Origin of the sequence: Streptomyces sp. NPDC015139 (genome assembly GCF_043079785.1) — a bacterium.
Lineage (GTDB): Bacteria > Actinomycetota > Actinomycetes > Streptomycetales > Streptomycetaceae > Streptomyces > Streptomyces albidocamelliae.
In genome coordinates, this window is the sequence record NZ_JBIBUW010000021.1 from 1 (window position 1) to 22,347 (window position 22,347).

23 protein-coding genes are annotated in these 22,347 nt (G+C 73.7%); 10 read left to right on the plus strand and 13 right to left on the minus strand.

Annotated features, from left to right (window positions below; translation table 11 throughout):
- Positions 1–128 precede the first annotated feature (128 nt).
- A complete protein-coding gene (locus ACF08B_RS35505; RefSeq protein WP_392321169.1) occupies positions 129–1,367 on the plus strand; it encodes a cytochrome P450 in 1,239 nt (412 codons plus the stop codon).
- Positions 1,368–1,391: 24 nt separating this feature from the next.
- Here the strand turns inward: ACF08B_RS35505 and ACF08B_RS35510 are convergent, their stop codons facing one another.
- Both ACF08B_RS35510 and ACF08B_RS35515 read right to left on the minus strand, forming a co-directional pair.
- Positions 1,392–1,907 carry an Imm21 family immunity protein gene (locus ACF08B_RS35510; protein ID WP_392321170.1) on the minus strand — a complete coding sequence of 172 codons (516 nt, stop codon included), beginning with the start codon at positions 1,905–1,907 and terminating at the stop codon, positions 1,392–1,394.
- A 26-nt stretch (positions 1,908–1,933) separates the two neighbouring features.
- Entirely contained in the window at positions 1,934–2,410 is a 477-nt protein-coding gene (locus ACF08B_RS35515) for a rhodanese-like domain-containing protein (RefSeq protein WP_073895107.1), read from the minus strand.
- A gap of 94 nt (positions 2,411–2,504) precedes the next feature.
- On the opposite strand from ACF08B_RS35515, the gene ACF08B_RS35520 reads away from it, so the two are divergent.
- Positions 2,505–2,951: an Lrp/AsnC family transcriptional regulator gene (locus tag ACF08B_RS35520; protein WP_073895110.1), complete on the plus strand. Its 447-nt coding sequence runs from the start codon at positions 2,505–2,507 to the stop codon at positions 2,949–2,951.
- Positions 2,952–2,998: 47 nt separating this feature from the next.
- Here the strand turns inward: ACF08B_RS35520 and ACF08B_RS35525 are convergent, their stop codons facing one another.
- The 5 genes from ACF08B_RS35525 to ACF08B_RS35545 all read right to left on the minus strand — a co-directional run bounded on the left by ACF08B_RS35525 (position 2,999) and on the right by ACF08B_RS35545 (position 9,592).
- Positions 2,999–5,992: an AAA family ATPase gene (locus ACF08B_RS35525; RefSeq protein ID WP_392321171.1), complete on the minus strand. Its 2,994-nt coding sequence runs from the start codon at positions 5,990–5,992 to the stop codon at positions 2,999–3,001.
- Positions 5,989–7,152: an exonuclease SbcCD subunit D gene (locus tag ACF08B_RS35530; RefSeq protein ID WP_392321172.1), complete on the minus strand. Its 1,164-nt coding sequence runs from the start codon at positions 7,150–7,152 to the stop codon at positions 5,989–5,991. Before ACF08B_RS35530 ends, ACF08B_RS35525 begins: the two co-directional genes overlap by 4 nt.
- 312 nt (positions 7,153–7,464) lie before the next feature.
- A complete protein-coding gene (locus ACF08B_RS35535) occupies positions 7,465–8,091 on the minus strand; it encodes a YigZ family protein (protein WP_392321173.1) in 627 nt (208 codons plus the stop codon).
- Positions 8,092–8,201: 110 nt separating this feature from the next.
- Complete coding sequence (locus ACF08B_RS35540) at positions 8,202–8,741, minus strand: SixA phosphatase family protein (protein WP_392321174.1); 540 nt, start codon at positions 8,739–8,741, stop codon at positions 8,202–8,204.
- The gene (locus ACF08B_RS35545; RefSeq protein WP_392321175.1) at positions 8,738–9,592 is read right to left on the minus strand and encodes a hypothetical protein; all 855 of its coding nucleotides are present in this window, start codon (positions 9,590–9,592) and stop codon (positions 8,738–8,740) included. The genes ACF08B_RS35540 and ACF08B_RS35545 overlap by 4 nt, the downstream gene beginning before the upstream one ends.
- 192 nt (positions 9,593–9,784) lie before the next feature.
- Between ACF08B_RS35545 and ACF08B_RS35550 the strand changes: the two genes are divergently transcribed.
- From ACF08B_RS35550 to ACF08B_RS35560, 3 genes are all read left to right on the plus strand, one after another.
- Complete coding sequence (locus ACF08B_RS35550; RefSeq protein ID WP_392321176.1) at positions 9,785–10,192, plus strand: CoA-binding protein; 408 nt, start codon at positions 9,785–9,787, stop codon at positions 10,190–10,192.
- Between the two features lie 212 nt (positions 10,193–10,404).
- Entirely contained in the window at positions 10,405–12,039 is a 1,635-nt protein-coding gene (locus tag ACF08B_RS35555) for an APC family permease (protein WP_392321177.1), read from the plus strand.
- A gap of 68 nt (positions 12,040–12,107) precedes the next feature.
- Positions 12,108–13,325, plus strand: coding sequence for a 4-hydroxybenzoate 3-monooxygenase (locus ACF08B_RS35560; protein WP_392321178.1), 1,218 nt, complete (start codon positions 12,108–12,110; stop codon positions 13,323–13,325).
- 17 nt (positions 13,326–13,342) lie between these two features.
- Here ACF08B_RS35560 and ACF08B_RS35565 read toward each other — a convergent pair whose 3' ends face one another.
- Positions 13,343–14,725 carry a DHA2 family efflux MFS transporter permease subunit gene (locus ACF08B_RS35565; protein ID WP_392321179.1) on the minus strand — a complete coding sequence of 461 codons (1,383 nt, stop codon included), beginning with the start codon at positions 14,723–14,725 and terminating at the stop codon, positions 13,343–13,345.
- Positions 14,726–14,828: 103 nt separating this feature from the next.
- On the opposite strand from ACF08B_RS35565, the gene ACF08B_RS35570 reads away from it, so the two are divergent.
- Entirely contained in the window at positions 14,829–15,239 is a 411-nt protein-coding gene (locus tag ACF08B_RS35570; RefSeq protein WP_392321180.1) for a MarR family transcriptional regulator, read from the plus strand.
- On the opposite strand, the gene ACF08B_RS35575 is transcribed toward ACF08B_RS35570, so the two are convergent.
- Positions 15,220–15,621: an ArsR/SmtB family transcription factor gene (locus tag ACF08B_RS35575; protein WP_392321181.1), complete on the minus strand. Its 402-nt coding sequence runs from the start codon at positions 15,619–15,621 to the stop codon at positions 15,220–15,222. The genes ACF08B_RS35570 and ACF08B_RS35575 overlap by 20 nt on opposite strands.
- Before the next feature lie 62 nt (positions 15,622–15,683).
- Here ACF08B_RS35575 and ACF08B_RS35580 point away from each other — a divergent pair, with 62 nt between their 5' ends.
- Entirely contained in the window at positions 15,684–16,733 is a 1,050-nt protein-coding gene (locus tag ACF08B_RS35580; protein ID WP_392321182.1) for a cation diffusion facilitator family transporter, read from the plus strand.
- 79 nt (positions 16,734–16,812) lie between these two features.
- On the opposite strand, the gene ACF08B_RS35585 is transcribed toward ACF08B_RS35580, so the two are convergent.
- Positions 16,813–17,370, minus strand: a complete 558-nt coding sequence (locus ACF08B_RS35585; protein WP_392321183.1) for a YbaK/EbsC family protein — start codon at positions 17,368–17,370, stop codon at positions 16,813–16,815.
- A 43-nt stretch (positions 17,371–17,413) separates the two neighbouring features.
- On the minus strand, positions 17,414–17,986 hold the full coding sequence (locus ACF08B_RS35590; protein ID WP_392321184.1) for a helix-turn-helix domain-containing protein: 573 nt from the start codon (positions 17,984–17,986) through the stop codon (positions 17,414–17,416).
- A 108-nt stretch (positions 17,987–18,094) separates the two neighbouring features.
- Here ACF08B_RS35590 and ACF08B_RS35595 point away from each other — a divergent pair, with 108 nt between their 5' ends.
- Positions 18,095–18,952, plus strand: coding sequence for an EamA family transporter (locus tag ACF08B_RS35595; protein ID WP_392321185.1), 858 nt, complete (start codon positions 18,095–18,097; stop codon positions 18,950–18,952).
- 13 nt (positions 18,953–18,965) lie between these two features.
- Here ACF08B_RS35595 and ACF08B_RS35600 read toward each other — a convergent pair whose 3' ends face one another.
- A complete protein-coding gene (locus ACF08B_RS35600; protein WP_392321186.1) occupies positions 18,966–19,730 on the minus strand; it encodes an acyltransferase in 765 nt (254 codons plus the stop codon).
- Between the two features lie 109 nt (positions 19,731–19,839).
- Between ACF08B_RS35600 and ACF08B_RS35605 the strand changes: the two genes are divergently transcribed.
- Positions 19,840–20,367: a gamma carbonic anhydrase family protein gene (locus ACF08B_RS35605; protein WP_392321187.1), complete on the plus strand. Its 528-nt coding sequence runs from the start codon at positions 19,840–19,842 to the stop codon at positions 20,365–20,367.
- A gap of 16 nt (positions 20,368–20,383) precedes the next feature.
- Here the strand turns inward: ACF08B_RS35605 and ACF08B_RS35610 are convergent, their stop codons facing one another.
- Positions 20,384–21,037, minus strand: coding sequence for a DedA family protein (locus ACF08B_RS35610; RefSeq protein WP_392321188.1), 654 nt, complete (start codon positions 21,035–21,037; stop codon positions 20,384–20,386).
- Between the two features lie 247 nt (positions 21,038–21,284).
- Here ACF08B_RS35610 and ACF08B_RS35615 point away from each other — a divergent pair, with 247 nt between their 5' ends.
- Positions 21,285–22,346, plus strand: a complete 1,062-nt coding sequence (locus ACF08B_RS35615; protein WP_392321189.1) for a YbhN family protein — start codon at positions 21,285–21,287, stop codon at positions 22,344–22,346.
- Position 22,347 lies beyond the last annotated feature (1 nt).

Genomic DNA, 22,347 nt, shown 5'->3' on the forward strand with positions numbered 1-22,347 from the left:
GAGTTGCCTGCGTGTCACGACCACAGTCCTACCGGGTTCCACCCCACGAAGAGGCCAGAACCCAGGAACTGATCACGACACCACACAGGCCCTAGACGGCCGCCCGGCCCGACGCCCAAGGACCTGTCATGACAGAAGCCTCGCTGGTCAACCGGATCACCGACTTCGCGAACCGCGCCGACCCGTACCCGCTGTACGAGGAGCTCCGCGCCACCCCGGTGCTGCACGAGGAGGAGGGCGGCCCCTACGTCCTCAGCTCGTACTACGACATCAAGGCCCTGTTCCACGATCCGCGGATCAGCTCCGACGCCGCCAACGTGGCCGCCTCGGGGCGCGACGCGCTGAACGACCTGCAGGAGACGGGCGGGCTGCCGCCGTCCTTCCTGCGCCTGGACCCGCCCGAGCACGACCGGCTGCGGCGCATCGCCAACAGCGGCTTCGGGCCGCCCCACCGGCCCCGCCGGGTCGACAACCTGCGGGGCGACATGGCGGCGACGGTCACCCACCTGATCGACGGCTTCGGCGACGCCCGGCAGGTCGACCTGGTCGACCAGTTCGCCTATCCGTTCCCGGTGACGGTGATCTGCCGGCTGCTCGGGGTGCCCCGGGAGGACGAGCCGAAGTTCCGCGCCTGGGTCGACCCGCTGGTCGCGAGCCTCGACCCCGACACCCGGCAGGGCGCGGACGAGGAGTTCCTGAACTCCCTGCAGGAGTCGCGGATGGCGCTCGGCATGTATCTGGCCGGCCTGGCCGAGCAGCGCACCAAGGAACCGCAGGACGACCTGCTCTCCGACCTGGTGCGCAGCGACGGCCCGAACGGCTCCATGACGATGATGGAGGTGCTCAGCACCGCCGTGCTGCTGCTGATCGCCGGCCACGAGACGACGGTCAACCTCATCACCAACGGCATGCTCACCCTGCTGCGCCATCCGGACGTCCTGCGCCGGCTGCGGGAGGAGCCGACGCTGGCGGTCAACATCGTGGAGGAGCTGCTGCGGTACGAGCCGCCGGTACAGATCGTGCCGCAGCGCACCTGCATCGCCGACATCGAGGTGCGCGGGGTCACCATCCCCAAGGGGTCGCGCATCTGGCTGATGATCGCGGCCGGCAACCGGGACCCGGAGCGGTTCAAGAACCCCGAGCGGTTCGACCCGGACCGGGAGGACATCCAGCACCTCGGCTTCGGCAGCGGCATCCACAGCTGCTTCGGCGCTCCGCTGGCCCGGCTGGAGACGCAGATCGCCCTGACCGAGCTGGCCCGCCGGCTGGAGAACCCGCGGCTGGTCGAGGATCCCCCGCCGTACCGGCCGAACGCGGTGCTGCGCGGCCCGCGGCACCTGAACATCGCCTTCGACGACCTGCGTTGAGGTTGTGCCGGGCCGAGCGGCCCGTCAGCCGGCGAGCCGTCTGAGCTGCACCAGGCCGACCCAGGTCTCGGGTCGCGGGGTGGCCCAGGCGGCTCGCACCGCGTAGGGGCCCGCATCCAGCGGGATGCGGAGGTGTTCGATGCGCGGGGTGTCGCCGCCCTGCCGGGCCGAGTCGAAGAGGACGACGGGGCCGGGAACGGTCCAGCGGACCTCGTCGCCCCACTCGGCCTCGGCGAGCGCGGCCGGGACGGCGGCGAGCAGTTCGTCCTCGGAGTCCGCGGCCGACCAGCGCACGAGGGTGTGGTGCTCGGGCAGGTAGGAGGTGGAGGCCGGCTCGTCGCCGAGGACGAGGGCCGCGCTGTCGCCGACCGGCAGCAGGCCGATGTGTCCGGCGACCTCGCACGCCCGGTCGTAGTCCGTGTCGAGTTCCTCGGTGTCGGCACCCGCCCAGAACGGCAGGACCGTCTCCGGTACGGCTATCAGCGGACCGCCGCCCGACTCCACCCACTCCAGCACGCCTGGATCCGCGTATCGAGCCATGGCGCAAGAACCTACACGGCGGGCCGTCAGCAGCCGCACTCGCCTTCCACGGGTGCCGTCAGCGGGTCGGCGTCCCGGCGGGCCGGCCCCTGCCAGGTCTCGTAGGGGAAGCCCTCACGGACCCAGTACTCGAAGCCGCCGAGCATCTCCTTGACGCGGAAGCCGAGTTCGGCGAGGGCGAGGGCGGCGCGGGTGGCGCCGTTGCAGCCGGGTCCCCAGCAGTACGTCACGACGGGCACGGACCGGTCGAGGAGCCGCTCGGCCTGCTCGGGGACGAGCGCGGTCGGCAGGTGCACGGCGCCGGGGACGTGGCCCTGGTCCCAGGACGCGGTGGAGCGGGTGTCGACGACGGCGAAGCCGGGGTCGGTGCCGGCCGTGAGGGCGGCGGCCACGTCGGAGACGTCGGCGTGGAAGGCGAGGCTCGCCCGGAAGTGGGCGGCGGCCTCGGCGGGAGCCGCGGGGGCGACACGGAGGACGGGGTTCTCGGAGGCGTGAGTGATCATGCAGGGAAATCTACGGTCCGGCGCCCGCGCCCTGAAGGGACGATCCACGGGCCTGCCCTTGCCCGGCCGGGGATTCCCCTGCTATCCATCCGGGATGACCGTGTATTCCCCGGACGCCACCGACTGGCGCATCCTCGAAGTCCTCCAGCGCGAGGGACGGGCCAGCTACGCCGAACTGGCCCGGGCGGTCTCCATGTCGCCGAGTGCCGTCACCGAACGGGTCCGGCGGCTGGAGGAGGCGGGCGTCATCCAGGGGTACGCGGCGGTCGTCGACCCCGAGCGGCTCGGCCTGCCGATACTGGCGTTCGTGCGGCTCAGGTACCCGAACGGCAACTACAGGCCGTTCCACGACCTGGTCGCGGCGACGCCCGAGATCCTGGAGGCCCACCACGTCACCGGCGACGACTGCTTCGTCATCAAGGTCACCGCGCGGTCCATGTCCCACCTGGAGGAGATCTCGGGAAAGATCGGCGCCCTGGGCTCGGTGACGACGAGCGTCGTCTACTCCTCCCCGCTGCCCCGCCGCCCCCTGGGCCGCTAGGGCCTGTCGTTTGGATCATGCCCGCGTCGCGGGGCAACCGACAGGCCCTAGACCGCCCCCCGCTGCCGCAGCACCGATCCCGTTCTGCCCTTGACGACCTCCAGTTGGCCGTGGATGCGGCGGCGGAGGTCGGCGACGTGGCTGACGATGCCGACGCTGCGGTCGCGTTCGCGCAGGGAGTCGAGGACGTCCAGGACCTCGTCGAGGGTCTGGTCGTCGAGGCTGCCGAAGCCCTCGTCGATGAAGAGGGTGTCCAGGCGGACGCCGCCCGCCTCGTCGGTGACGACGTCGGCCAGGCCGAGGGCGAGCGCGAGGGAGGCGAAGAAGGTCTCGCCGCCGGACAGGGTGGCGGTGTCCCGCTCCCGCCCGGTCCAGGCGTCGACCACGTGCAGTCCGAGCCCGCTGCGGCCGCGTCCGGTGCGGTCGTCGGAGTGGACGAGGGTGTAGCGGCCCGAGGACATGCGCTGGAGGCGGACGGTCGCGGCGGCGGCGACCTGCTCCAGCCGGGCCGCCAGCACGTAGGACTCCAGACGCATCCGGCGTTCGTTGTCGGCGGAGGTGCCGGCGGTGAGGGCGGCGAGCCGGGCGACCCGGTCGTACTCGTCGCGCAGCGGCCCGAGGCGTCGTACGGCCTCGGCGGCCCGGGCGGACAGGCGGTCCAGCTCGGTGCAGCAGCGGGCGGCGGCGTCGCGCGCGGAGGCCGCCTCGCGCAGGCGGCGTTCCGCCGTGGCCGCGGTCCGCTCCGCCGCGGGCACGTCGGCGGCCGGGCGCTGGGCGGCGGCCGCGGTGTCGGCCTCGGCCAGCACCGCGCGCACGGCGGCCTCCTCCGTCTGCCAGGCGTCCAGGCGGTGCTGCAGCTCCCGGTGCGCGGCGTCGTCCAGGAGCGCCGCGGCGGCTGCCCGTGGGGTGTCGAAACCGGCCCGGTAGGCGGCGTCGGCGAGGCGGGCGTCGGCGTCCTTCAGCCGCTGGGCGGTGTCCTCGGCGGCGCGCGCGGCGTCGGCGGCCCGGGTGAGCAGCGCCGCCTGCCGTTCCAGCTGGGCGGCACGGGTGGCCACGCTGTCCGCGGTGCCGCGCGCCTGCGTCAGCTCCTCCTCCAGCAGCGTCTGTTCCCGCTCCAGGGTCTCGCGCCGGGTGAGGCGGGAGGCGGTGCGGACGGCGGCCTGCTGGCGGTCGGCGAGGCGCCGCTCGCGCTCCTGTTCGGCGCGCCGCAGCTCCTCGTGGGCGGCGTGCAGCGCGGAGGCGTCTCGGCGGGCGCGGGCGTGCTCCCGCTCCAGCTCCGCCGTCTGCGCCTCGAGCCGGTCGGTGGGTGTGTCGCCGGCCTCGGCGGTGGCGGCGGCCAGGGCCTCGCGGACGACGCCGAGGCGCCGTTCGTCGTCGGCGTGCTGCCGGTCCGCCTGCCGCGAGTCCGCGTGGGCCCGTTCCTCGGCCTCCCGGTCGACGTGTCCGGCAACCTTGCGGGCCGGTGCGGGGTGCTCGGTGGCGCCGCACACCGCGCAGGGCTCGCCGTCGGTGAGGTGGGCGGCGAGTTCGGCGGCGATGCCGTTCAGGCGCTGTTCCTTGAGGTCCAGCCAGTGGGCGCGGGCGTCGAGGGCGCTCTGCTCGGAGGCGCGGGCGCGCCGCCCGGCCGCTTCCAGGTCGGCGGCCAGCTCGTCCCGGGTGCGGGCGGCGGCGAGCCGGGCCGCCATCGGCTCCTGCCGTACGGCGAGCTGTTCGGCGCGGGTGGCGGCCTCCTGGGCGGAGTCGATGCGCGTCTGCAGGGCCGCGCGCGTGGTGTCCCAGTCCGTGAGCCAGGACTCGGCCTCGCGCAGCACGTCGTCGTCGGCGCGCTCCTGCCGGTCGAGCCCGGCCCGCTCCTCGATCAGGGCGGCGAGCCGCTGCTCGGCGCGCCGGGCGGCGTCCAGACCGCCCAGTTCCTCGGCGGCCCGGCGGGCGGCACCGGCGAGCGATCCGGCGTCGGCGTCGGCGTAGGAGTCGGGCAGCAGGCCGCGCGCGTGCGCCTCGGCCCGGTCGGCCCGGTGGTGCTCCTCCTCGGTGACGTCCCGCAGCTCCAGCGCGGGTGCGACCGACTCCGCCTTGCGGGAGCGCTCCATGCGCTGCTGGGCCTCGCGGTGCGCACCGGCCCGCTCCTGGAGGCCCTCGGCGCGCCGGCGTGCCTCGGCGAACCGGTCCTGCAGCCGGGCGAGTTCGCGGGCGTCACCGAGGACGCGCCGGGCCTCGGTGTGGGCGGACTCGGCGGCGCCGAGGCGGCAGTGGGCGACGGTGAGGCGTTCGCGGGCGGTCGCCCGGGCGACGGCGGCCGCCTGGAGGACGGCCTCGGCCAGGCCGGGCTCGCCGGGTGCCAGCTCGGGCAGCTCCATCGCGTCCCCGGCCGCCTGCTGCATGCGGTGGGCGTCGGCGAGCAGCGTCGCGTCACCCTCCCGCACGCGTGCCTCGGTGGTGCGCCGGCGTTCGGCGAGGCGCTTCTCGACGTCGGCGAACCGCTGGGTGTCGAAGAGGCGGCCGAGCAGCCTGCCGCGGGCCTCGGCGTCGGCGCGCAGGAAACGGGCGAAGTCGCCCTGGGGCAGCAGGACGACCTGGCAGAACTGCTCGCGGCTCATACCGAGCAGCTGGGTGACCTCCTCGCCGATCTCCTGGTGGGAGCGGCTGCGGTCCTTCCAGGCGCGGGCGGTGGAGTCGTACTCGCGCAGCCAGGTCTGCGCCTTGTCGACGGTGCTTCCCTTGCCGCGCAGCTTGGGCCGCTCCCACGGCGGCTGCCGGGTGATCTCCAGCCGGCGTCCGGCGACGGTCAGTTCGAGGCGGATCTCGGTACGGGTGCCGGTCTCGGCGTGGTCGCTGCGCAGGTTCATGCCCTGGCCGCTCTGGCGGGCGCCGGGCACGGAACCGTAGAGGGCGTAGCAGACGGCGTCGAGGACGGAGGTCTTGCCCGCGCCGGTCGGGCCGTGCAGCAGGAAGAGCCCGGCGGCGGACAGGGCGTCGAAGTCGACGCGCTGCGAGCCGCCGAAGGGCCCGAAGGCGGTGATGTCGAGCCGGTGCAGCCTCACCGGGCCACCTCCCGTACGGCGTGGTCGGCGCGGACCGTGTCGAAGGCGTCCCGCAGCACGGCCGTCTCCCGCTCGTCGGGGCCGGCGCCGCGGACGTGGGCGACGAAGTCCTGGGCGATCTGCTGGTCGCTGCGGCCCGCGAGCCGCCGGGCGTACGACACCTGGGGGTCGTCCGGGCCCCGCTCGGGGGCGAAGACGAGGCTGAGGGTGTGCGGGAAGCGCTCGGTGAGCCGGGCCATGGGGTCGGCCGGGCGGACCGCGTCGGTGAGGGTGGCCTCGACCCACGCCTCCTCGTGGTGCGTCAGTTCCGGGTCGGCGAGGAGGTCCTCCAGGGTGCCGCGGATCCGGGCGAGCGGGCGCGGGAGGGGGCAGTCGAGGCGCTCGGCGGCGACGGAGCCGTCGGCGGCGAGGTCGACCAGCCACATGCTCTTGCGGTGGCCGGTCTCGGAGAAGGAGTAGGCCAGCGGGGAGCCCGAGTAGCGCACGCGCTCGGTGATCGTCTGGCAGCCGTGCAGATGCCCGAGCGCCGCGTAGTCGACGCCGTCGAAGATCCCCGCGGGTACGGCGGCCACTCCGCCGACGGTGATGTCCCGTTCGCTGTCGCTCCCCTGGCCGCCGGTGACGAAGGCGTGGGCGAGGACGACGGAGCGGGTGCCCGGCGCGCGCGTGGCGAGGTCGGCGCGGACGCGGTCCATGGCGGCGCCGAGCACGGCCTCGTGACCGGCCCGGTCGACCGCGAACTCGTCCTTCACCAGGGTGGGTTCGAGGTACGGCAGGCCGTAGAAGGCGACGTCGCCGTGGGCGTCGGACAGCACGACGGGAGTGCCGACGGCGGACGGTTCGGTGCGCAGGTGGATGCCCGCGCGGTCGATGAGTCCCGCGCCGACGCCGAGGCGACGGGCCGAGTCGTGGTTGCCGGAGATCATCACCGTGGGCACGCCGAGACCGGCGAGGCGGTGCAGGGCCCGGTCGAACAGCTCGACCGCGGCGAGCGGCGGCACCGCGCGGTCGTACACGTCCCCGGCGACGACCACCGCGTCCACCTCGCGCTCGCGCACGGTGGCGACGAGGTGACCGATGAAATCGGCCTGGGCCCCGAGCATGTTCACCCGGTGGAAGGCCCGGCCGAGATGCCAGTCGGAGGTGTGCAGGAGTCTCATGATCCCCGAGACTAACGGCCGGGTCCGACATCACGGGCGGTAACTCCCGTCTTCCCCCCTTCGCCCGGCTCTTTCCGCACCTGGCGTCCCCGCCGCCCCGCGGTGGCGGTCGCACGGGCCCGACGGGCCGCCCGCGAACGGCCGTTGGAGTCTCGGACGAAGGGCGTGCAGGCCGCCTTCACGAGCGGACAAAACAGAAAGAAGCCGCGTTCTCGCCCATCGATGCGGACGGTTCACGTCTTTCGCCCCCTGCGTCCCGTGTGAGCGGAAGCACTCGGCGCGGGCGGGTCCCCGGAGCCCGACCGCCCCGGCTCACGCGTCGCCGTACGCCTCTCCGCCCAGTTCGAGGGTCGCCGTGCCCGCCGTCGTGTCGGCGAGCCAGGCCCGGAAGGCGTCCACGTCGGCGTCCGGCAGGCCGATCTCCAGGGTGACCGCCTCGCCGTAGCGGACGTCGCGCACCTCGCGTCCGGTGGCGCGGAGGTCGTTCTGGACCTTGCCCGCGCGCTGGTGGTCGACGGTCACCGTGGCCAGCCGGAAGCGGCGCCGGGTGATCGTGCCGAGCGTGTCCAGGGCCTCGCCGACGGATCCGCCGTAGGCGCGGATGAGTCCGCCGGCGCCGAGCTTGACGCCGCCGTAGTACCGGGTGACGACCGCGACGACGTAGCGCATGTCGCGGCGCAGGAGCATCTGGAGCATGGGGACGCCCGCGGTGCCGCCGGGTTCGCCGTCGTCGCTCGCCTTCTGCACCTGGGCGTTCGCGCCGACGACGTACGCCCAGCAGTTGTGGGAGGCGTCGGCGTGCTCCTTGCGGACGGCGGCGACGAACTCCTGCGCCTCCTGCTCGGTGGCGGCCGGGGCGAGGGCGCACAGGAAGCGGGAGCGGTTGACCTCGGTCTCGTGCACGCCCGCGCGGGCCACTGTGCGGTACTCGTCCTGCATCCCGTCAGCCTATGCGAGGCGGCCGCCGGCCATGATCGCGGTGCCGGCGCCCCCGCCCGGGGCCGGGGCGGCCTCCACGCCCTTCTTCCCCCGGCTGCTTCTTCCCCCGGCTACTTCTTCCCGCGCGGCACCATGAAGGACGTGAGCAGGGCGGTGCCCGGGCCGAGGGCGGGCCAGCCGGTGCCGCGCCAGGTCAGGACCGCGATCGCGGACGTCGGGAACTTGGCCCGCAGCCGCTCCAGCGAGTCGTCGAGTCCGTCGCCGGCCAGTTCCGTCACCAGTTCCTCGAGGCCGGGGTTGTGTCCGACCAGCAGCAGCGTCTCCACCTCCCGCGGGACCTCGCGCACGACGTCGAGCAGATCCGCCACGCCGGCCGCGTACAGCCGGCGGTCGTAGCGGACCGGGGGCGGGGTGCCCCATTCGGCGGCGGCCAGCTCCCAGGTGCGGCGGGCGCGTACGGCGGTGGAGCAGAGGGCGAGGTCGGGCAGGCCGCCGGCCTCCGCGAGGGCGCGGCCCGCGGCCGCGGCGTCCCGCAGTCCGCGCGGTGCAAGGGGTCTGCGGTGGTCCTCGACCCCCTCGGGCCAGGCGGACTTGGCGTGCCGCAGCACCATCAGACGGCGCATCGGGCCGGCGCCCGCCCGCTCGATCACGCGAGGGTCCCCAGGTCGCGGGGCAGGTCGAGGGCGAGCAGCCGGTCGGCGTAGACGTACGTCTCGAAGCGGGCGCCGTCGGGCACGCCGGGTGCGCTCTCCACGTCCCGCAGCACCTCCAGCACCGCGGGCAGGTCCAGATCGTCCTCCCAGGCTGCCCGCAGCCGTACCCGCACGTCCTCGGGCACCGGCCGCGAGGGTCTGCGCGCCCACGCGGCCACGGCGCGCCGCCAGTGGGTGAGCTGCCCTGCGGCCCGGTCGAGCCCGGCGCGGTCCAGGTGCACGGTGTCGCCGCGCGGCACCGAGAGCAGGGCCAGGCGCAGGGCGGCGGGGTCGGCGAGGAGGTCGGGCAGCGGGAGGCGCGGGGGCGCCGGGGAAGCGCCCGGCGGCACACCGGGGACGGCGTCCCGGCCCGCGTCGGAGTCCGCGGACCCGGCGCCGGGCCGGGTCCCCTCCGCACCGGCGTGCGGCCCCGGTGCCCCGGTCCACACCACCGGCGCCACGCTCGCGACCGGCCCGGGGCCCGGTACGGGGCCGTTGTCCCCGGCCACGACATGGATCGCCTGTGCCTCTCCCAGCCCGGAAGCCAGGTCGCGGCCGTCCTCGAAGGGGCGGATCGCCAGGGCCGTGGCGGCCGTGCGGAGCTCGGCCAGCCGGAGGGGCGCGGTGAGGATCGTCCAGACGGGGGTGCCGCCGAGTTCCAGGGCCCGGACGAGGAGGTCGGCGGTGAGCAGCACCCGCAGGTCGGTGGGGTCCAGGCCGGAGGCGTGGGCCTCGATACGGGTCAGGCCGCGCCGGGCGGGCGCGGCGGGGACGGGCTCACCGGTACGGGCGTCGAGGATGCGCAGCACGGGCCGAGCGTAGGCGGGCGGACGGCGCCGCGCAGGCACCTTGCCCCGATTCCGGTCACCGTGCCGGGGTACGGGGCGGGAATCAGCGTCCGGAGGGTGCTGTTGCCCGGACGAAGCAGACGGGACGCGGCCGGACGGGGAGGACCGGGCCGGCCGGCGGACCGACGACCCGACATCCCCTGGAGGCAGCCGGTGTACGGCGACGAAGCGACGATCCGCAGGATTCTGACCGAGGTGGGCGACACCTGGGCCGTGGTCGGCCTGTCCACCAACCGGAGCCGCGCCGCGTACGGGGTGGCGCAGGTGCTCCAGCGGTACGGGAAGCGGATCGTGCCGGTGCACCCGAAGGCCGAGACGGTGCACGGCGAGCAGGGGTACGCCACCCTCGCGGACATCCCCTTCGACGTGGACGTGGTGGACGTCTTCGTGCACAGCGAGCTGGCGGGCGCGGTGGCCGACGAGGCCGTGGCGAAGAACGCGCGGGCGGTGTGGTTCCAGCTGGGTGTGGTCGACGACGCGGCCTACGCGCGGACCCGGGAGGCGGGTCTGGAGATGGTGATGGACCGCTGCCCGGCGATCGAAATTCCCCTGTTGCGGTGACCTGTCTCACCTTCTTCTCACAATTCACCGCTGAATATTGACATTCCGAGTCGATGTCTGACCTGTACGAAGACCGTCAGCGTGGCCGTTCCCAAGACAGGCAAGATCCTGGGTCAAGTTTTTCTAAACAGTCTTTTCGTGACGCGGAATGCCTTCCTAGCCTGTGGCGTCGTTCGTTAATTCTGCGTTCATGAACTGAGAGGCCACTTGACATGGCGAAAGTCGACGCCTTGCCACAGGCCACGACGGAGTCCGGCGGTCTGCGCCGGGACGTCGGACTGATCGGTCTGATGTGGGCCTCCGTGGGCTCCATCATCGGATCCGGCTGGCTGTACGGCGCCGAGAAGGCGGTCGTCGTGGCCGGCCCCGCGGCGATCATCTCGTGGGTGATCGGCACGGTGGCCATCGTGCTGCTGGCGCTGGTGCACGCCGAACTCGGCGGCATGTTCCCGGTCGCCGGCGGCACGGCCCGCTACCCGCACTACGCCTTCGGCGGCCTGGCCGGCATGTCCTTCGGCTGGTTCGCCTGGCTCCAGGCGGCCACCGTGGCGCCGATCGAGGTCGAGGCGATGATCGGCTACGCCGGTCACTGGAAGTGGGCCCAGGGTCTGCAGCACGCCGACGGCACCCTGACGACCAGCGGATTCCTCTCGGCCGTCGTGCTGATGGCGATCTTCGTCGGTGTCAACTTCTTCGGTGTCCGCGCCCTCGCGCACACCAACAGCGCGGCCACCTGGTGGAAGATCGCCGTCCCGCTCGCGGCGATCTTCATCATCGCGGTGGGCAACTTCCACGGCAGCAACTTCACCTCGGAGGGCTTCGCGCCGTTCGGCATGAAGGGCGTCCTGGGCGCCATCAGCTCCAGCGGCATCATCTTCGCGCTGCTCGGCTTCGAGCAGGCGATCCAGCTGGCGGGCGAGAGCCGCAACCCGAAGCGTGACCTGCCGCGGGCGACCCTCGGCTCGGTGGCGATCGGCGCCGTGATCTACATCCTGCTGCAGGTCGTGTTCATCGCCGCGCTGCCGCACGCCTCGTTCGCGCACGGCTGGGCCAAGCTGGACTTCGCCGGCATCAGCGGCCCGTGGGCGGGCCTGGCGACCCTGGTGGGCCTCGGCTGGCTGGGCTGGGTGCTCTACGTCGACGCCATCATCTCTCCCGGTGGCACCGGCCTGATCTACACCACCGCCACCTCCCGCGTCTCGTTCGGCCTGGCCAAGAACGGCTACGCGCCGAAGGCGTTCGCCAAGACCGACAAGCGCGGCGTGCCGTGGTTCGGCCTGCTGATGTCGTTCGTCACCGGTGTGGTCTGCTTCCTGCCCTTCCCGAGCTGGCAGGAGCTGGTCGGCTTCATCACCTCGGCGAGCGTGCTGATGTACGCGGGCGCCCCGCTGGCGTACGGCGTCTTCTCCGACCGGCTGCCGCACCACGAGCGCCCCTACCGGCTGCCCTTCGGCAAGTTCATCTCGCCGGCGTCGTTCGTGGTCGCCAACCTGATCATCTACTGGGCCGGCTGGGACACCCTGTGGCGGCTGGGCTTCGCGATCCTGCTCGGCTACGTGCTGCTCGGTTCGTACGCCTGGTACGCCACCGCGAGGCGCCGGCCGGACGCGCCCCGGATGGACTTCAAGGCGGCGCAGTGGCTGCCCGGTTACCTGTTCGGCCTGGGCCTGATCTCCTGGCTGGGCGGCTTCGGCGGCCGTGGCACCATCCCGATGTACTGGGACATCCTGGTCGTGGCGGCCTTCTCCGTGGCCATCTACTACTGGGCCAGGGCCACCGCCTCGAAGGCGGAGGCGATCGAGCGCAGCATCGAGGAAGTCGTGGTCACGGACATGCCCGCGCACTGACCCGCTCCCGCGTCACCCACGGTGTCCCGTCGGCTCGTCCGGCGGGACACCGTCGTTATGCTGGCGTGATGTCTCCCTCCCCCCACACCGACTCCCCTTCCGCTGCCCGCTTTCCGGTCGTCGTCCTGGGCGCCGGACCGGCCGGTCTGACCGTCGGCAACGTCCTGCGCGCCGCCGGTGTCGACTGTCTGGTCCTGGAGACCGAGACCCGTGCGTTCATCGAGCAGCGGCCCCGCGCCGGCGTCATCGAGGAGTGGGCCGTACGCGGTCTCGAACGGCGCGGGCTGGCCGGCGGCCTGCTTCGCCGCGCGGAACGGCAGACCGAGTTCGAGTTCCGCTTCGAAGGCCGGGGCCACCGCTTCCCGTACCAGGAACTGACGGGACGTCATCACTGGGTGTACCCGCAGCCGCTGCTCGTGACCGACCTCGTGCGTGAGTACGCCGACGTGCGCGGCGGCGAGATCCGCTTCGGCGTGCGCGACGTACGCCTGCACGACCTGGACTCCGACCGGCCCTCCGTGTCGTACACCGACCCGGACAGCGGCGAACGCCGGCAGGTGACCTGCGATTTCGTCGCCGGTTGCGACGGGGCCCGCGGGGCGAGCCGGGCCGCGTTGCCCGCGCGGGCGCGGACGTCCCGGTACGACTACGGCATCGGCTGGCTGGCGCTGCTGGCCGAGGCGCCGCCGTCCGCCGACCGCGTGCTGTTCGGCATACACGCCGACGGGTTCGCCGGGCACATGCCCCGCAGCGCCGAGGTGACCCGCTACTACCTCCAGTGCCCGCCCGGCGACGACCCGGACAGCTGGTCGCACACCCGCGTCTGGGACGAACTCCAGCGGCGCCTGCACGCGGCGGACCGCCCGCCGCTCGCGGAGGGGCGACTGCTGGAGAAGCGCGTGCTGGACATGCACAACTACGTCGTCGAACCCATGGTGTTCGGCCGCCTCCTGCTGGCCGGCGACGCCGCCCATCTCGTCGCGCCGATCGCCGCGAAGGGCATGAACCTCGCGCTGCACGACGCGTTCCTGCTCGGCGACGGCCTCGTGGCCCAGCTGACCAAGGGCGACTCCGCGGGCCTGGACGGCTACTCGGAGACCTGCCTGCGGCGCGTGTGGGACTACCACGAGTTCTCCGAGTGGCTCTCCGAGATCTACCACGGCGCCTCCTCCGGCGACCCGTACCGCACCGGGACCACGCTGGCCCGGCTGCGCCGGCTGTTCACCTCGCCGGCCGCGGCGGCGGCCTTCGCCGAGCGCTACCTCGGGACGGCCACCGCGTTCTGATCCCGGTGCCGGCCGGATCAGCCGGCGGCCGCCACCGCGCTCGTGCGGCCGCCGAGGCACAGGGCCGCTCCCGCGAGGGCGAGCAGGACGACTCCGAGCGCCATGGCCAGATGGAGCCCGGCCAGCGGGGTGGCGCCCGCCGCCATGAGCGCGGTGGCGGCGGCGCTCCCGAGAACCGAACCCAACTGCCGGACCGTGCTGTTTACACCGGCGGCCGCGCCGGCGAGGTGGCCGGGAACGTGCCGCATCGCCTCGGTGGACAGCGGGGCGATCATGCAGCCGGTGCCGAGGCCCATGCACATCAGCGGCACGGTGAAGACCAGGGCCGAGGCGGAGGTCTGCGCGAGCGCTATCACCGCGACGAGCCCCGCGCAGAAGGACGCCAGCCCCACGAGCAGCACCCGCCGGCCGCCGACACGGTCGCTCAGCCGCCCGGCGAGCGGGGAGACCACGAGGGACACCAGCGGGGACGGCGCGAGCGCCAGTCCGGCGTGGACGGCGGAGAAGCCGAGCACCTGCTGGAAGTAGAGGCCGAGCGGGAGTACCGCGGTGATCAGCGCGGCGCCGATGGCACCCACGAGGAGGGTCATCACGGTGAAGCCACGGGTCGCGAACAGGGCGAAGGGGACGAGTGGTTCGGCCCCCTGCCGGCGTCGCTGGCCGCGCAGGAACAGGGCGGCGAGGAGCGCCCCGGTGACACCGAGACCGGCGATCGCGCCGTTCCACCCGTAGCGGTCGCCCTCCATCAGGGCGAAGGTCACGCAGGTCAGGGCGGCCGTGGAGAGCAGGACGCCGGGCAGGTCGAGCCGGTGGGCGCGGCCGGTGCGCAGATCCGGTACCAGCAGGAAGGTCAGTGCCAGCACCAGCAGGCCGACGGGGATGTTGACGAAGAACACCCAGCGCCAGCCGAGGGCGCTGACGAGCAGGCCGCCCAGGGTCGGCCCGGACAGGGTGGCGACACCGGCGACCGAGCCCCAGATCCCGAGGGCGGTGCCACGCCGCCCGGCCGGGAAGACGGCCATGATCAGCGCCATCGTCTGTGGCGTGAGCAGAGCCGCTCCCAGCCCCTGCACGAGCCGCGCGGCGACCAGGAAGCCCGCGTCCGGGGCCAGTCCGCAGAGCGCGCTGGCGGCGGTGAACACCGCGACGCCGACCGCGAAGAGCGTCCGCTGCCCCCGCATGTCGCCGAGCCGGGACGCGGTCACCAGGAGCGCGGCCAGCACCAGGGTGTAGCCACTGATCGTCCACATCACCTGGTCGAGCCCGGTGTGCAGGGAGCGCATCACATCCGGGACGGCGATGTTGACGATCGTCATGTCGAGAAGGGTCATGAAGAACCCGAGGGACAGGGTCACGAGGACGGCCCAGGGGTTGCCGCGGAGCTTCGTCGTGTTCGGCATGCCAAGAACCATATCCATCAGATGTAGATGCATCAAGAGGAGATGCATCTTTGGATGATGCATCTGTAGCCCGATGCATCTCTCCGAGATGTACTGTGGCGGCGTGAATGTGAGCGACCTGTTCCTGCTCGGCCAGCGCCTCCAGCGGATCGCGGAGTCGGCCGTCCCCGCCGACGGCATCGGCGAGCACTCCACGGGCACCGGCACCGTGCTGCTCGTGGCCGCCGACGTCCGCGACCATCCCCGCACAACCGTCACCGAGATCGCCAGGCGGACGGGTCTGGCGCAGAGTCAGGTCTCCAACTGCGTCGCACGGTTGCGCACCGCCGACGCCCTGCTCGCCGAACCCGATCCCCGAGACGGGCGCCGTACCCTGCTCAGCGCCACCGCCGAGCCCTCACCTCGGCTGAAGGCGGTGCGCGACGCGCCGCTCCGCCCCGCACTGTCGACTGCGACGGCGGATCCGGAAGAGGCCCTGACCCTGCTGGAACGGCTCAGCGCCCTGCTTCGGTGACCGGCCCCTCGTCGCCGGCCGTCCCCGCTTCCCCACCGCGCTCGGTGAGCCGGTGGTCCGCCGTCCGCAGCGCCTCCTCGACCAGCCGGCGCAGATGGCCGTGGCGGAGTGAGTAGATCACCCGGCGGCCCTCCTTGCGCGTGTCCACCAGGCCGGCGAGCCGCAGTCGGGCCAGGTGCTGACTGACGGCCGGGCGGGCGGCGCCGCACGCCTCGGTGAGCGTGCCGACGTCGGCCTCGCCCTCCGCCAGGGCGTGCAGCAGGGCGAGGCGGGTGCGGTCGCCCAGCAGGGAGAGGAGTTCGGCGGCGAGCGCGAACCGCTCCTCGCCCGGGTTGCGCGGGTGCGCATGGTGCGCAGGTGATAGGTGCATGCGTGCGCTCATACGCACATAATGGATCCGTGGGCGCCGCGCGTCCACTCCCGCACACCGCAAAGGGGCTCGACGTGAGTGAACGGCACCCTCATCAGCACGGGGCACACCCGCACCCGCACCCGCACGGCTCCTCCCCCGGCCCGCGCCGTCGCCTCGCCCACCTGCTCGCCCCGCACTCCCACGACACGGCCGAGAAGGTGGACCCGGCGCTGGAGTCCTCGGCACGCGGTATGCGTGCGCTGTGGGTGTCGTTGGCGGTGCTCGGGGCGACCGCACTGGCGCAGGCCGGCGTCGTGGCCGTGTCCGGGTCGGTGGCGTTGCTCGGGGACACGGTGCACAACGCGGCCGACGCGCTGACCGCCGTTCCCCTCGGCATCGCCTTCGTACTGGGGCGGCGGGCGGCGAACCGGCGGTTCACCTACGGGTACGGGCGGGCCGAGGACCTCGCGGGGCTCGTCATCGTCCTGACCATCGCCGCCTCGGCGGCCTTCGCCGGCTGGGCGGCGGTCGGGCGGCTGCTCGACCCGCGGCCGGTCACGCATCTGCCGGTGGTCGCGATCGCCGCGCTGGTCGGCTTCGCCGGGAACGAGTGGGTGGCCCGGTACCGGATCCGGGTGGGCCGGGAGATCGGCTCGGCCGCACTCGTCGCCGACGGGTTGCACGCCCGTACCGACGGATTCACCTCACTGGCCGTGCTGTTGGGCGCGGCGGGCTCCGCCCTGGGGTGGCGGGCGGCCGACCCGCTGGTGGGGCTGGCGATCACGGCGGCGATCGTGCTGGTGCTGCGGGACGCGGCGCGGGAGGTGTTCCGGCGGGTACTGGACGCGGTCGATCCGACGCTGGTGGACCGCGCCGAACGGGCGGTGCGGGAGGTACCGGGCGTGCGGGAGGTGGGCGAGCTGCGGCTGCGCTGGATCGGGCACCGGCTGCGGGCCGAACTCGCGGTCGTGGTGGACGGGGAGGCGACGCTACGGCAGGCGCACGCGATCGCCGTGGCGGCGGAACACGCGCTGCTGCACGCCGTGCCGCGCCTGACCGCCGCCCTGGTCCACGCCGACCCGGCGCCGGCCCCCGGCGAGACGGACCCGCACCTGGTCCTCGCCCATCATCTGCCGGCCTGACGAACGGACCCGCGGCCGGCCCGCCGGGAACGAGCGGAACGCCTTCGCCGGGCTCGGCACAGCCCGGCACGCCGGTGACTCAGGTGGTCCCGAGCCCCTCCAGGACCAGCGCGCCCGGAAGTTCGGCGAGGGCCTTGCCGGGGATCAGGAGCTTGCCGCGGCGGCGGCCGCTGCCCACCAGGACGTAGGGCAGGTCGACGACGGCCGAGTCGACCAGCACGGGCCAGCCGGTGGGCAGGCCGAGCGGGGTGATGCCGCCGTACTCCATGCCGGTCTCACCGGTCGCCGTCTCCATGGAGGCGAAGGAGGCCTTGCGGGCGCCGAGTTGGCGGCGGACGACGCCGTTGACGTCGACCCGGGCGGTGGAGAGGACCAGACACGCCGCGAGGGTGGTCTCGCCGCCCCGCTTGCCCGCGACCACGACGCAGTTCGCCGACCGCTCCAGCAGGTCGCGGCCGTAGTGCTCGACGAAGACGGCGGTGTCGGCCCAGCGCGGGTCGGTGTCGACGAAGAGGATCCGGTCGGCGGGGACGGCGCCCTGCCAGCTGCGTACGGCGTCGGCGACCGGCGCGGTCAGTTCGTCCAGGCAGTCCGGGGCCGGGGTGGCGGTGTCGAAGTCTCCGATGGGTGCGCGCATGGCCGCACGCTAACAAGACCCGCCCGTCCGCCGTACGGGTGTCTCACGGCACGGGCGGCACGGAGACGGCCATCACCATCTCCATCGGGGCCTCGCCCCGGTTGCCGTAGGTGTGCGGCAGGTGCGCCTCGAAGGAGGCGCTCGCGCCGGCCGGTACCACGTGGTCCTCGCCGTCCACGGTGAGGGTCAGCACGCCCGCGGTGACGTGGACCAGCTCGACGGTGCCGGCCGGGTGCGGCTCGGAGGGGCTGTTCTCGCCCGGCATCAGCCGCCAGTCCCACATCTCCAGCGGGCCGGGGGCCTCCGTGCCCGCGAGGAGGCGGTTGTAGCTGCCGGCCTCGGTGTGCCACAGGCGTACGGCCCGGTCGGCCGGGACGATGCGGACCTTGGGACCCCGCTCGTAGTCGAGAAGCGTGGTCACGCTGACGCCGAGCGCGTCACCGATCTTGACGACCGTGCCGATGCTCGGGTTGGTGCGGGCCTGCTCGATCTGGATGAGCATCCCGCGGCTGACGCCGGCCCGGGCGGCGAGCACGTCCAGGGTGAAGCCCCGCACCGTTCGCCAGTGCTTCACGTTGCGCGCCAGGGACTGGGTCAGGAGTTCGAGGTCCGACACTATCCGTCCAATATCCGAGATGGGCAAATATTTTGAATGACGCAGTTCATCAGAGTGAACTACGGTGGGACGCACCCGCTCGTTCAACAAACTGTACTGCGAGGCATCGTGACCGCCTTCTTCGCCCTGACCACCAGCCTGTTGTGGGGGCTGGCCGACTTCGGCGGCGGGCTGCTGACCCGCCGTACGCCCGCGCTGACGGTCGTGGTGGTGTCGCAGGCCGTCGCGGCGGCCGTGCTGGGCGCGGTCGTGGTCGGCACCGGCGGCTGGGGCGAGGCCGGTCCCCGGCTGTGGTTCGCGGTCGCGGCGGGTCTGGTCGGGCCGGTGGCGCTGCTCTCCTTCTACAAGGCCCTCGCGCTCGGCCCGATGGGAGTGGTCTCGCCCATCGCCACCCTCAGTGTGGCCGTCCCGGTCGGCGTGGGTCTGTTCCTCGGCGAACGCCCCGGGCTGCTCCAGGCCGCCGGCATCGCGGTGGCCGTCACCGGTGTCGTGCTCGCGGGCGGTCCGCAGCTGCGGGGTGCGGCCGTGCAGCGCCGGACGGTGCTGCTGACCCTGGTCGCGGCGCTCGGCTTCGGCACGGTGTTCGCGCTGATCACGGAGGCGTCGACGAGTGTCACCGGTCTGTTCCTGGCCCTGTTCGTGCAGCGGCTGACGAACGTCGCGGTCGGCGGGGTCGCGCTCGCCGCGTCGGTCCGGCGGGGTGGCGCCGCCGTGCCGGAGGACGGCTTCCCCTGGGCCTCGATGCCCGCGCTGGCCTTCGTGGGGCTCGCCGACGTGGCGGCGAACGGCACGTACGCGGTCGCCGCCCAGCACGGTCCGGTCACCGTGGCGGCCGTCCTCGCGTCGCTGTACCCGGTGGTGACCGCGCTGGCGGCGCGCGGCTTCCTCAGCGAGCGGCTGCGCGTGGTGCAGGCGGCGGGCGCGGGGCTCGCGCTGGTGGGCACACTCCTGCTGGCGACCGGCTGACACGGCGCGCGCGTCAGCCTTCGGACTCCAGGGCGGCGAGCCGGGCCACCGCGTCCTCGTCGAGGTCCGCCAGCGCCCGCAGCTCCGCCGGGGTGGTGCCGTCCGGGATCGGCACCGGGGCCGGCGTCCGCAGCGGCGGCTGCCAGCCGTCCTCCTGCGTCCAGCGCCGTACGACCCGCGCCGGGGCCCCGGCCACCACGGCGTGGTCGGGCACCGTGCCGCGCACGACCGCGCCGGCCGCCACGACCACGTTCCGGCCGATCCGGGCACCCGGCAGGATCACCGCGCCGGTGCCGATCCAGCAGCCCGGGCCGATCTCGACCGGCTCCATACGCGGCCACTGCCTGCCGATGGGCTGGTGGGGGTCGTCGTAGGAGTGGTTGGTGGAGGTGACGTAGACGTACGGGCCGAAGTAGCAGTCCCTGCCGATGGTGACCGTGGTGTCCGCGATGACGTGGCTGCCGCGGCCGAGGACCACCCCGTCGCCGATCCGCAGGATGGGGTCCGGACCGAGATCGAGGTCGGGCATGAGCCCTGCGGTGAGGGTGACCTGCTCGGCGATGATGCAGTGGGAGCCGAGGTTGATCCAGGGTTCGCCGAAGACCGTGCCGAGCGGGAAGGCCAGCCGGGTGGCCTCGCCGATGGAGCCGAAACGGAAGCGGCCGGGGTTCTCCGCCGACACCGCACCCGTGCGCTGCACCCAGGCCCAGCCCGTGTGCACGGCGCGCTGAAGCAGCCTGCGTCGCCAGGAGGAGAACGTGTTCTTGCGCTTCGGCACGGGGTCACGTTACTCACCGGTCGCCCCGGGCGAGAGGGCGGGCTGCTGTGATCTTCACCCCACCCGGTGCCGTACCGTGCGGGGAACCGACGGACGCGAGGAGACGGTGATGACGCAGCAGGCGCTGATCGTGGGTATCGGCGGCAAGGAGCCGCAGGTCGATCCGGAGGCGTTCGTGGCGCCCACGGCCTCCGTGATCGGTGACGTCACGCTGCACGCGGGGGCCAGTGTCTGGTACGGCGCGGTGGTGCGGGGCGACGTGGAGCGGATCACCGTGGGGGCGAGCGCGAACGTCCAGGACAACGTGACGCTGCACGCCGACCCCGGGTTCCCGGTGAACGTCGGGGAGCGCGTGTCCATCGGGCACAACGCGGTGGTGCACGGGGCGACCGTGGAGGACGACTGCCTGATCGGCATGGGGGCGACCGTGCTCAACGGTGCCGTGATCGGGGCGGGGTCGCTCGTCGCCGCCCAGGCGCTGGTGCCGCAGGGGATGGTGGTGCCGCCCGGGTCGCTGGTGGCGGGGGTGCCGGCGAAGGTCCGGCGGGAGCTGAGCGAGGAGGAGCGGCAGGGTGTGACCCTCAACGGCACGCTCTACGCCGAGCTGGCGAAGACGCACCGGGACGTGCACCAGTAGGGGCCTGGGGGAGGGCTCAGTCCCCGGCGTTCACCGGCTCCGCCTCCGGTGCCACGGTCCGGTCCTTCTGGGCCTTCTTCGCCTTGCGCTTGATGATCAGCATGGAGGCCAGTCCGATCAGCAGTGCCGCCACCAGGCCGAGGTAGGAGAACCTCTTCAGCCAGTCCTCGGCGACGACGCCCACGTAGTAGATGACGGCCGTCGTACCGCCCGCCCAGCAGATGCCGCCGAGGACGTTGGCGATCAGGAACTTCCAGTACGGCATGTGCAGCACGCCCGCGAGCGGGCCGGCGAAGATGCGCAGCAGGGCGACGAAGCGGCCGAAGAAGACGGCCCACATGCCCCACTTCTCGAAGGAGCGCTCGGCGGTCGCCACATGCCCCGCGCTGAAGTGCCTCGGGAACTTCGCGCCGAGCCAGGCCAGCAGGGGGCGTCCGCCCTTGCGGCCGATCGCGTAGCCGATGGAGTCGCCGATCACCGCGCCGGCGGTGGCACACACACCCAGTACGACGGGGTTGACGCCGGAGTGCTGCGAGGACATCAGCGCCGCCGAGACGAGGACGATCTCGCCCGGCAGGGGGATGCCCAGGCTCTCCAGCCCGATCACCAGGGCCACCACGGCGTACACCGCGGCCGCGGGCACCGAGTCCAGCCATTCCGTGACGTGCACGCCGGTTCCTCCCCTGTTCGCTGTACGGGCCGGGGTCCCGCATGCGAAGCGCACCCCATGGGAAGGCTACCTGGTCGGCGGTGAACGGCGGTTCGCACGCACCTGCCCGGCGGCACCGGACCGCCCTCGCGCATTGGGATTGCGGACATCCGCGTGTCACGCGGGAGGGGAAGGCTCCTCGCGGTTCGCCCGCCCCGCCTCCCCCAGGCCCCCGTCGCGGGGCCCGCTGCGGAAGGACGACGTCCCCGTGTCCTCAGTGTCCCCGCTCCCCCCGCTCGGCCCGGCCGCCGCTCCCCCGTGCCCCGGGCCGGGGACCGCCGCCGGGCCCGGGGCGCCCGGTTCCGGCACCGGCGCCCCCGCCCGGCCCGCCTCGCCGCTGTCCGGCCGGCCCGCGCGGCTGGCCCTGTGCCTGGCTCCCGTGCTGCTCGCCGGGGGCTGGGCCGTGACCAACCGGCCCGTCCTGTACGAGGGCGTCCGGCGGCTGTTCGCCGCCGATCCGTGGTGGCTGCTGGCCGGTGCCGGCCTCACCTGCCTGAACTGGGTGGCGGCCGCGTGCGTGCGGCAGGGGGCGCTGCCGGACCGGCTGCCTCCGGGCCGGCTGCTCGCCTCGCAGTTCGCCGCCGGTGCCGCGAACCACGTGCTGCCCGGCGGGTTGGGCGCCCATGCCGTCACCCTGCGTTTCCTGCGTGCGCGAGGGGTGCCGCTGGACCGGGCCACCGCGTCGATCGGGCTGTACTCCCTGGCGAAATCGTCCGCGAAGACGCTGGTGCTGCTGGTGTTCCTGGCGGTGTCGCCGGCCTGGCGGCGCCTCGGCGACCTGGTCCCGGACGGCCGGCTGCTGGTTCCGGCAGCTGCCGTGACGGGCGGGGTCCTCACGATCGCCGGCGTGCTGCTGACGGTCGTACGGCCGCTGCGGCGCCCGGTGACGGGACTGCTGCGATCCGCGCTCGCCGACGCACGGGCGGTGCACTCGCGGCCCTGCCGGGTGGCCGCCCTGTGGGGCGGGGCGGTCGCGATGCCGCTGGTGCAGGCGAGCACCCTGGCCTGCGTCGGGGCCTCGCTGGGGCTGGGGCTGCCGTGGGAGCAGGTGGCGCTCGCCCACCTCGCGGCGGGTACGGCGGGCGGGGCGGTGCCGGCGCCGGGCGGGCTGGCCGTGGACGCGGCGCTCGTGTGGACGCTGATCGTGTTCGGCGCCGCTCCGCCGATGGCCACCGCGACGGTGATCGGCTTCCGCGTCCTGACCGACTGGCTCCCGCTCCTGCCCGGCGCCCTGACGCTCTCCGCACTGATCCGCAGCAGGACCCTGTGAG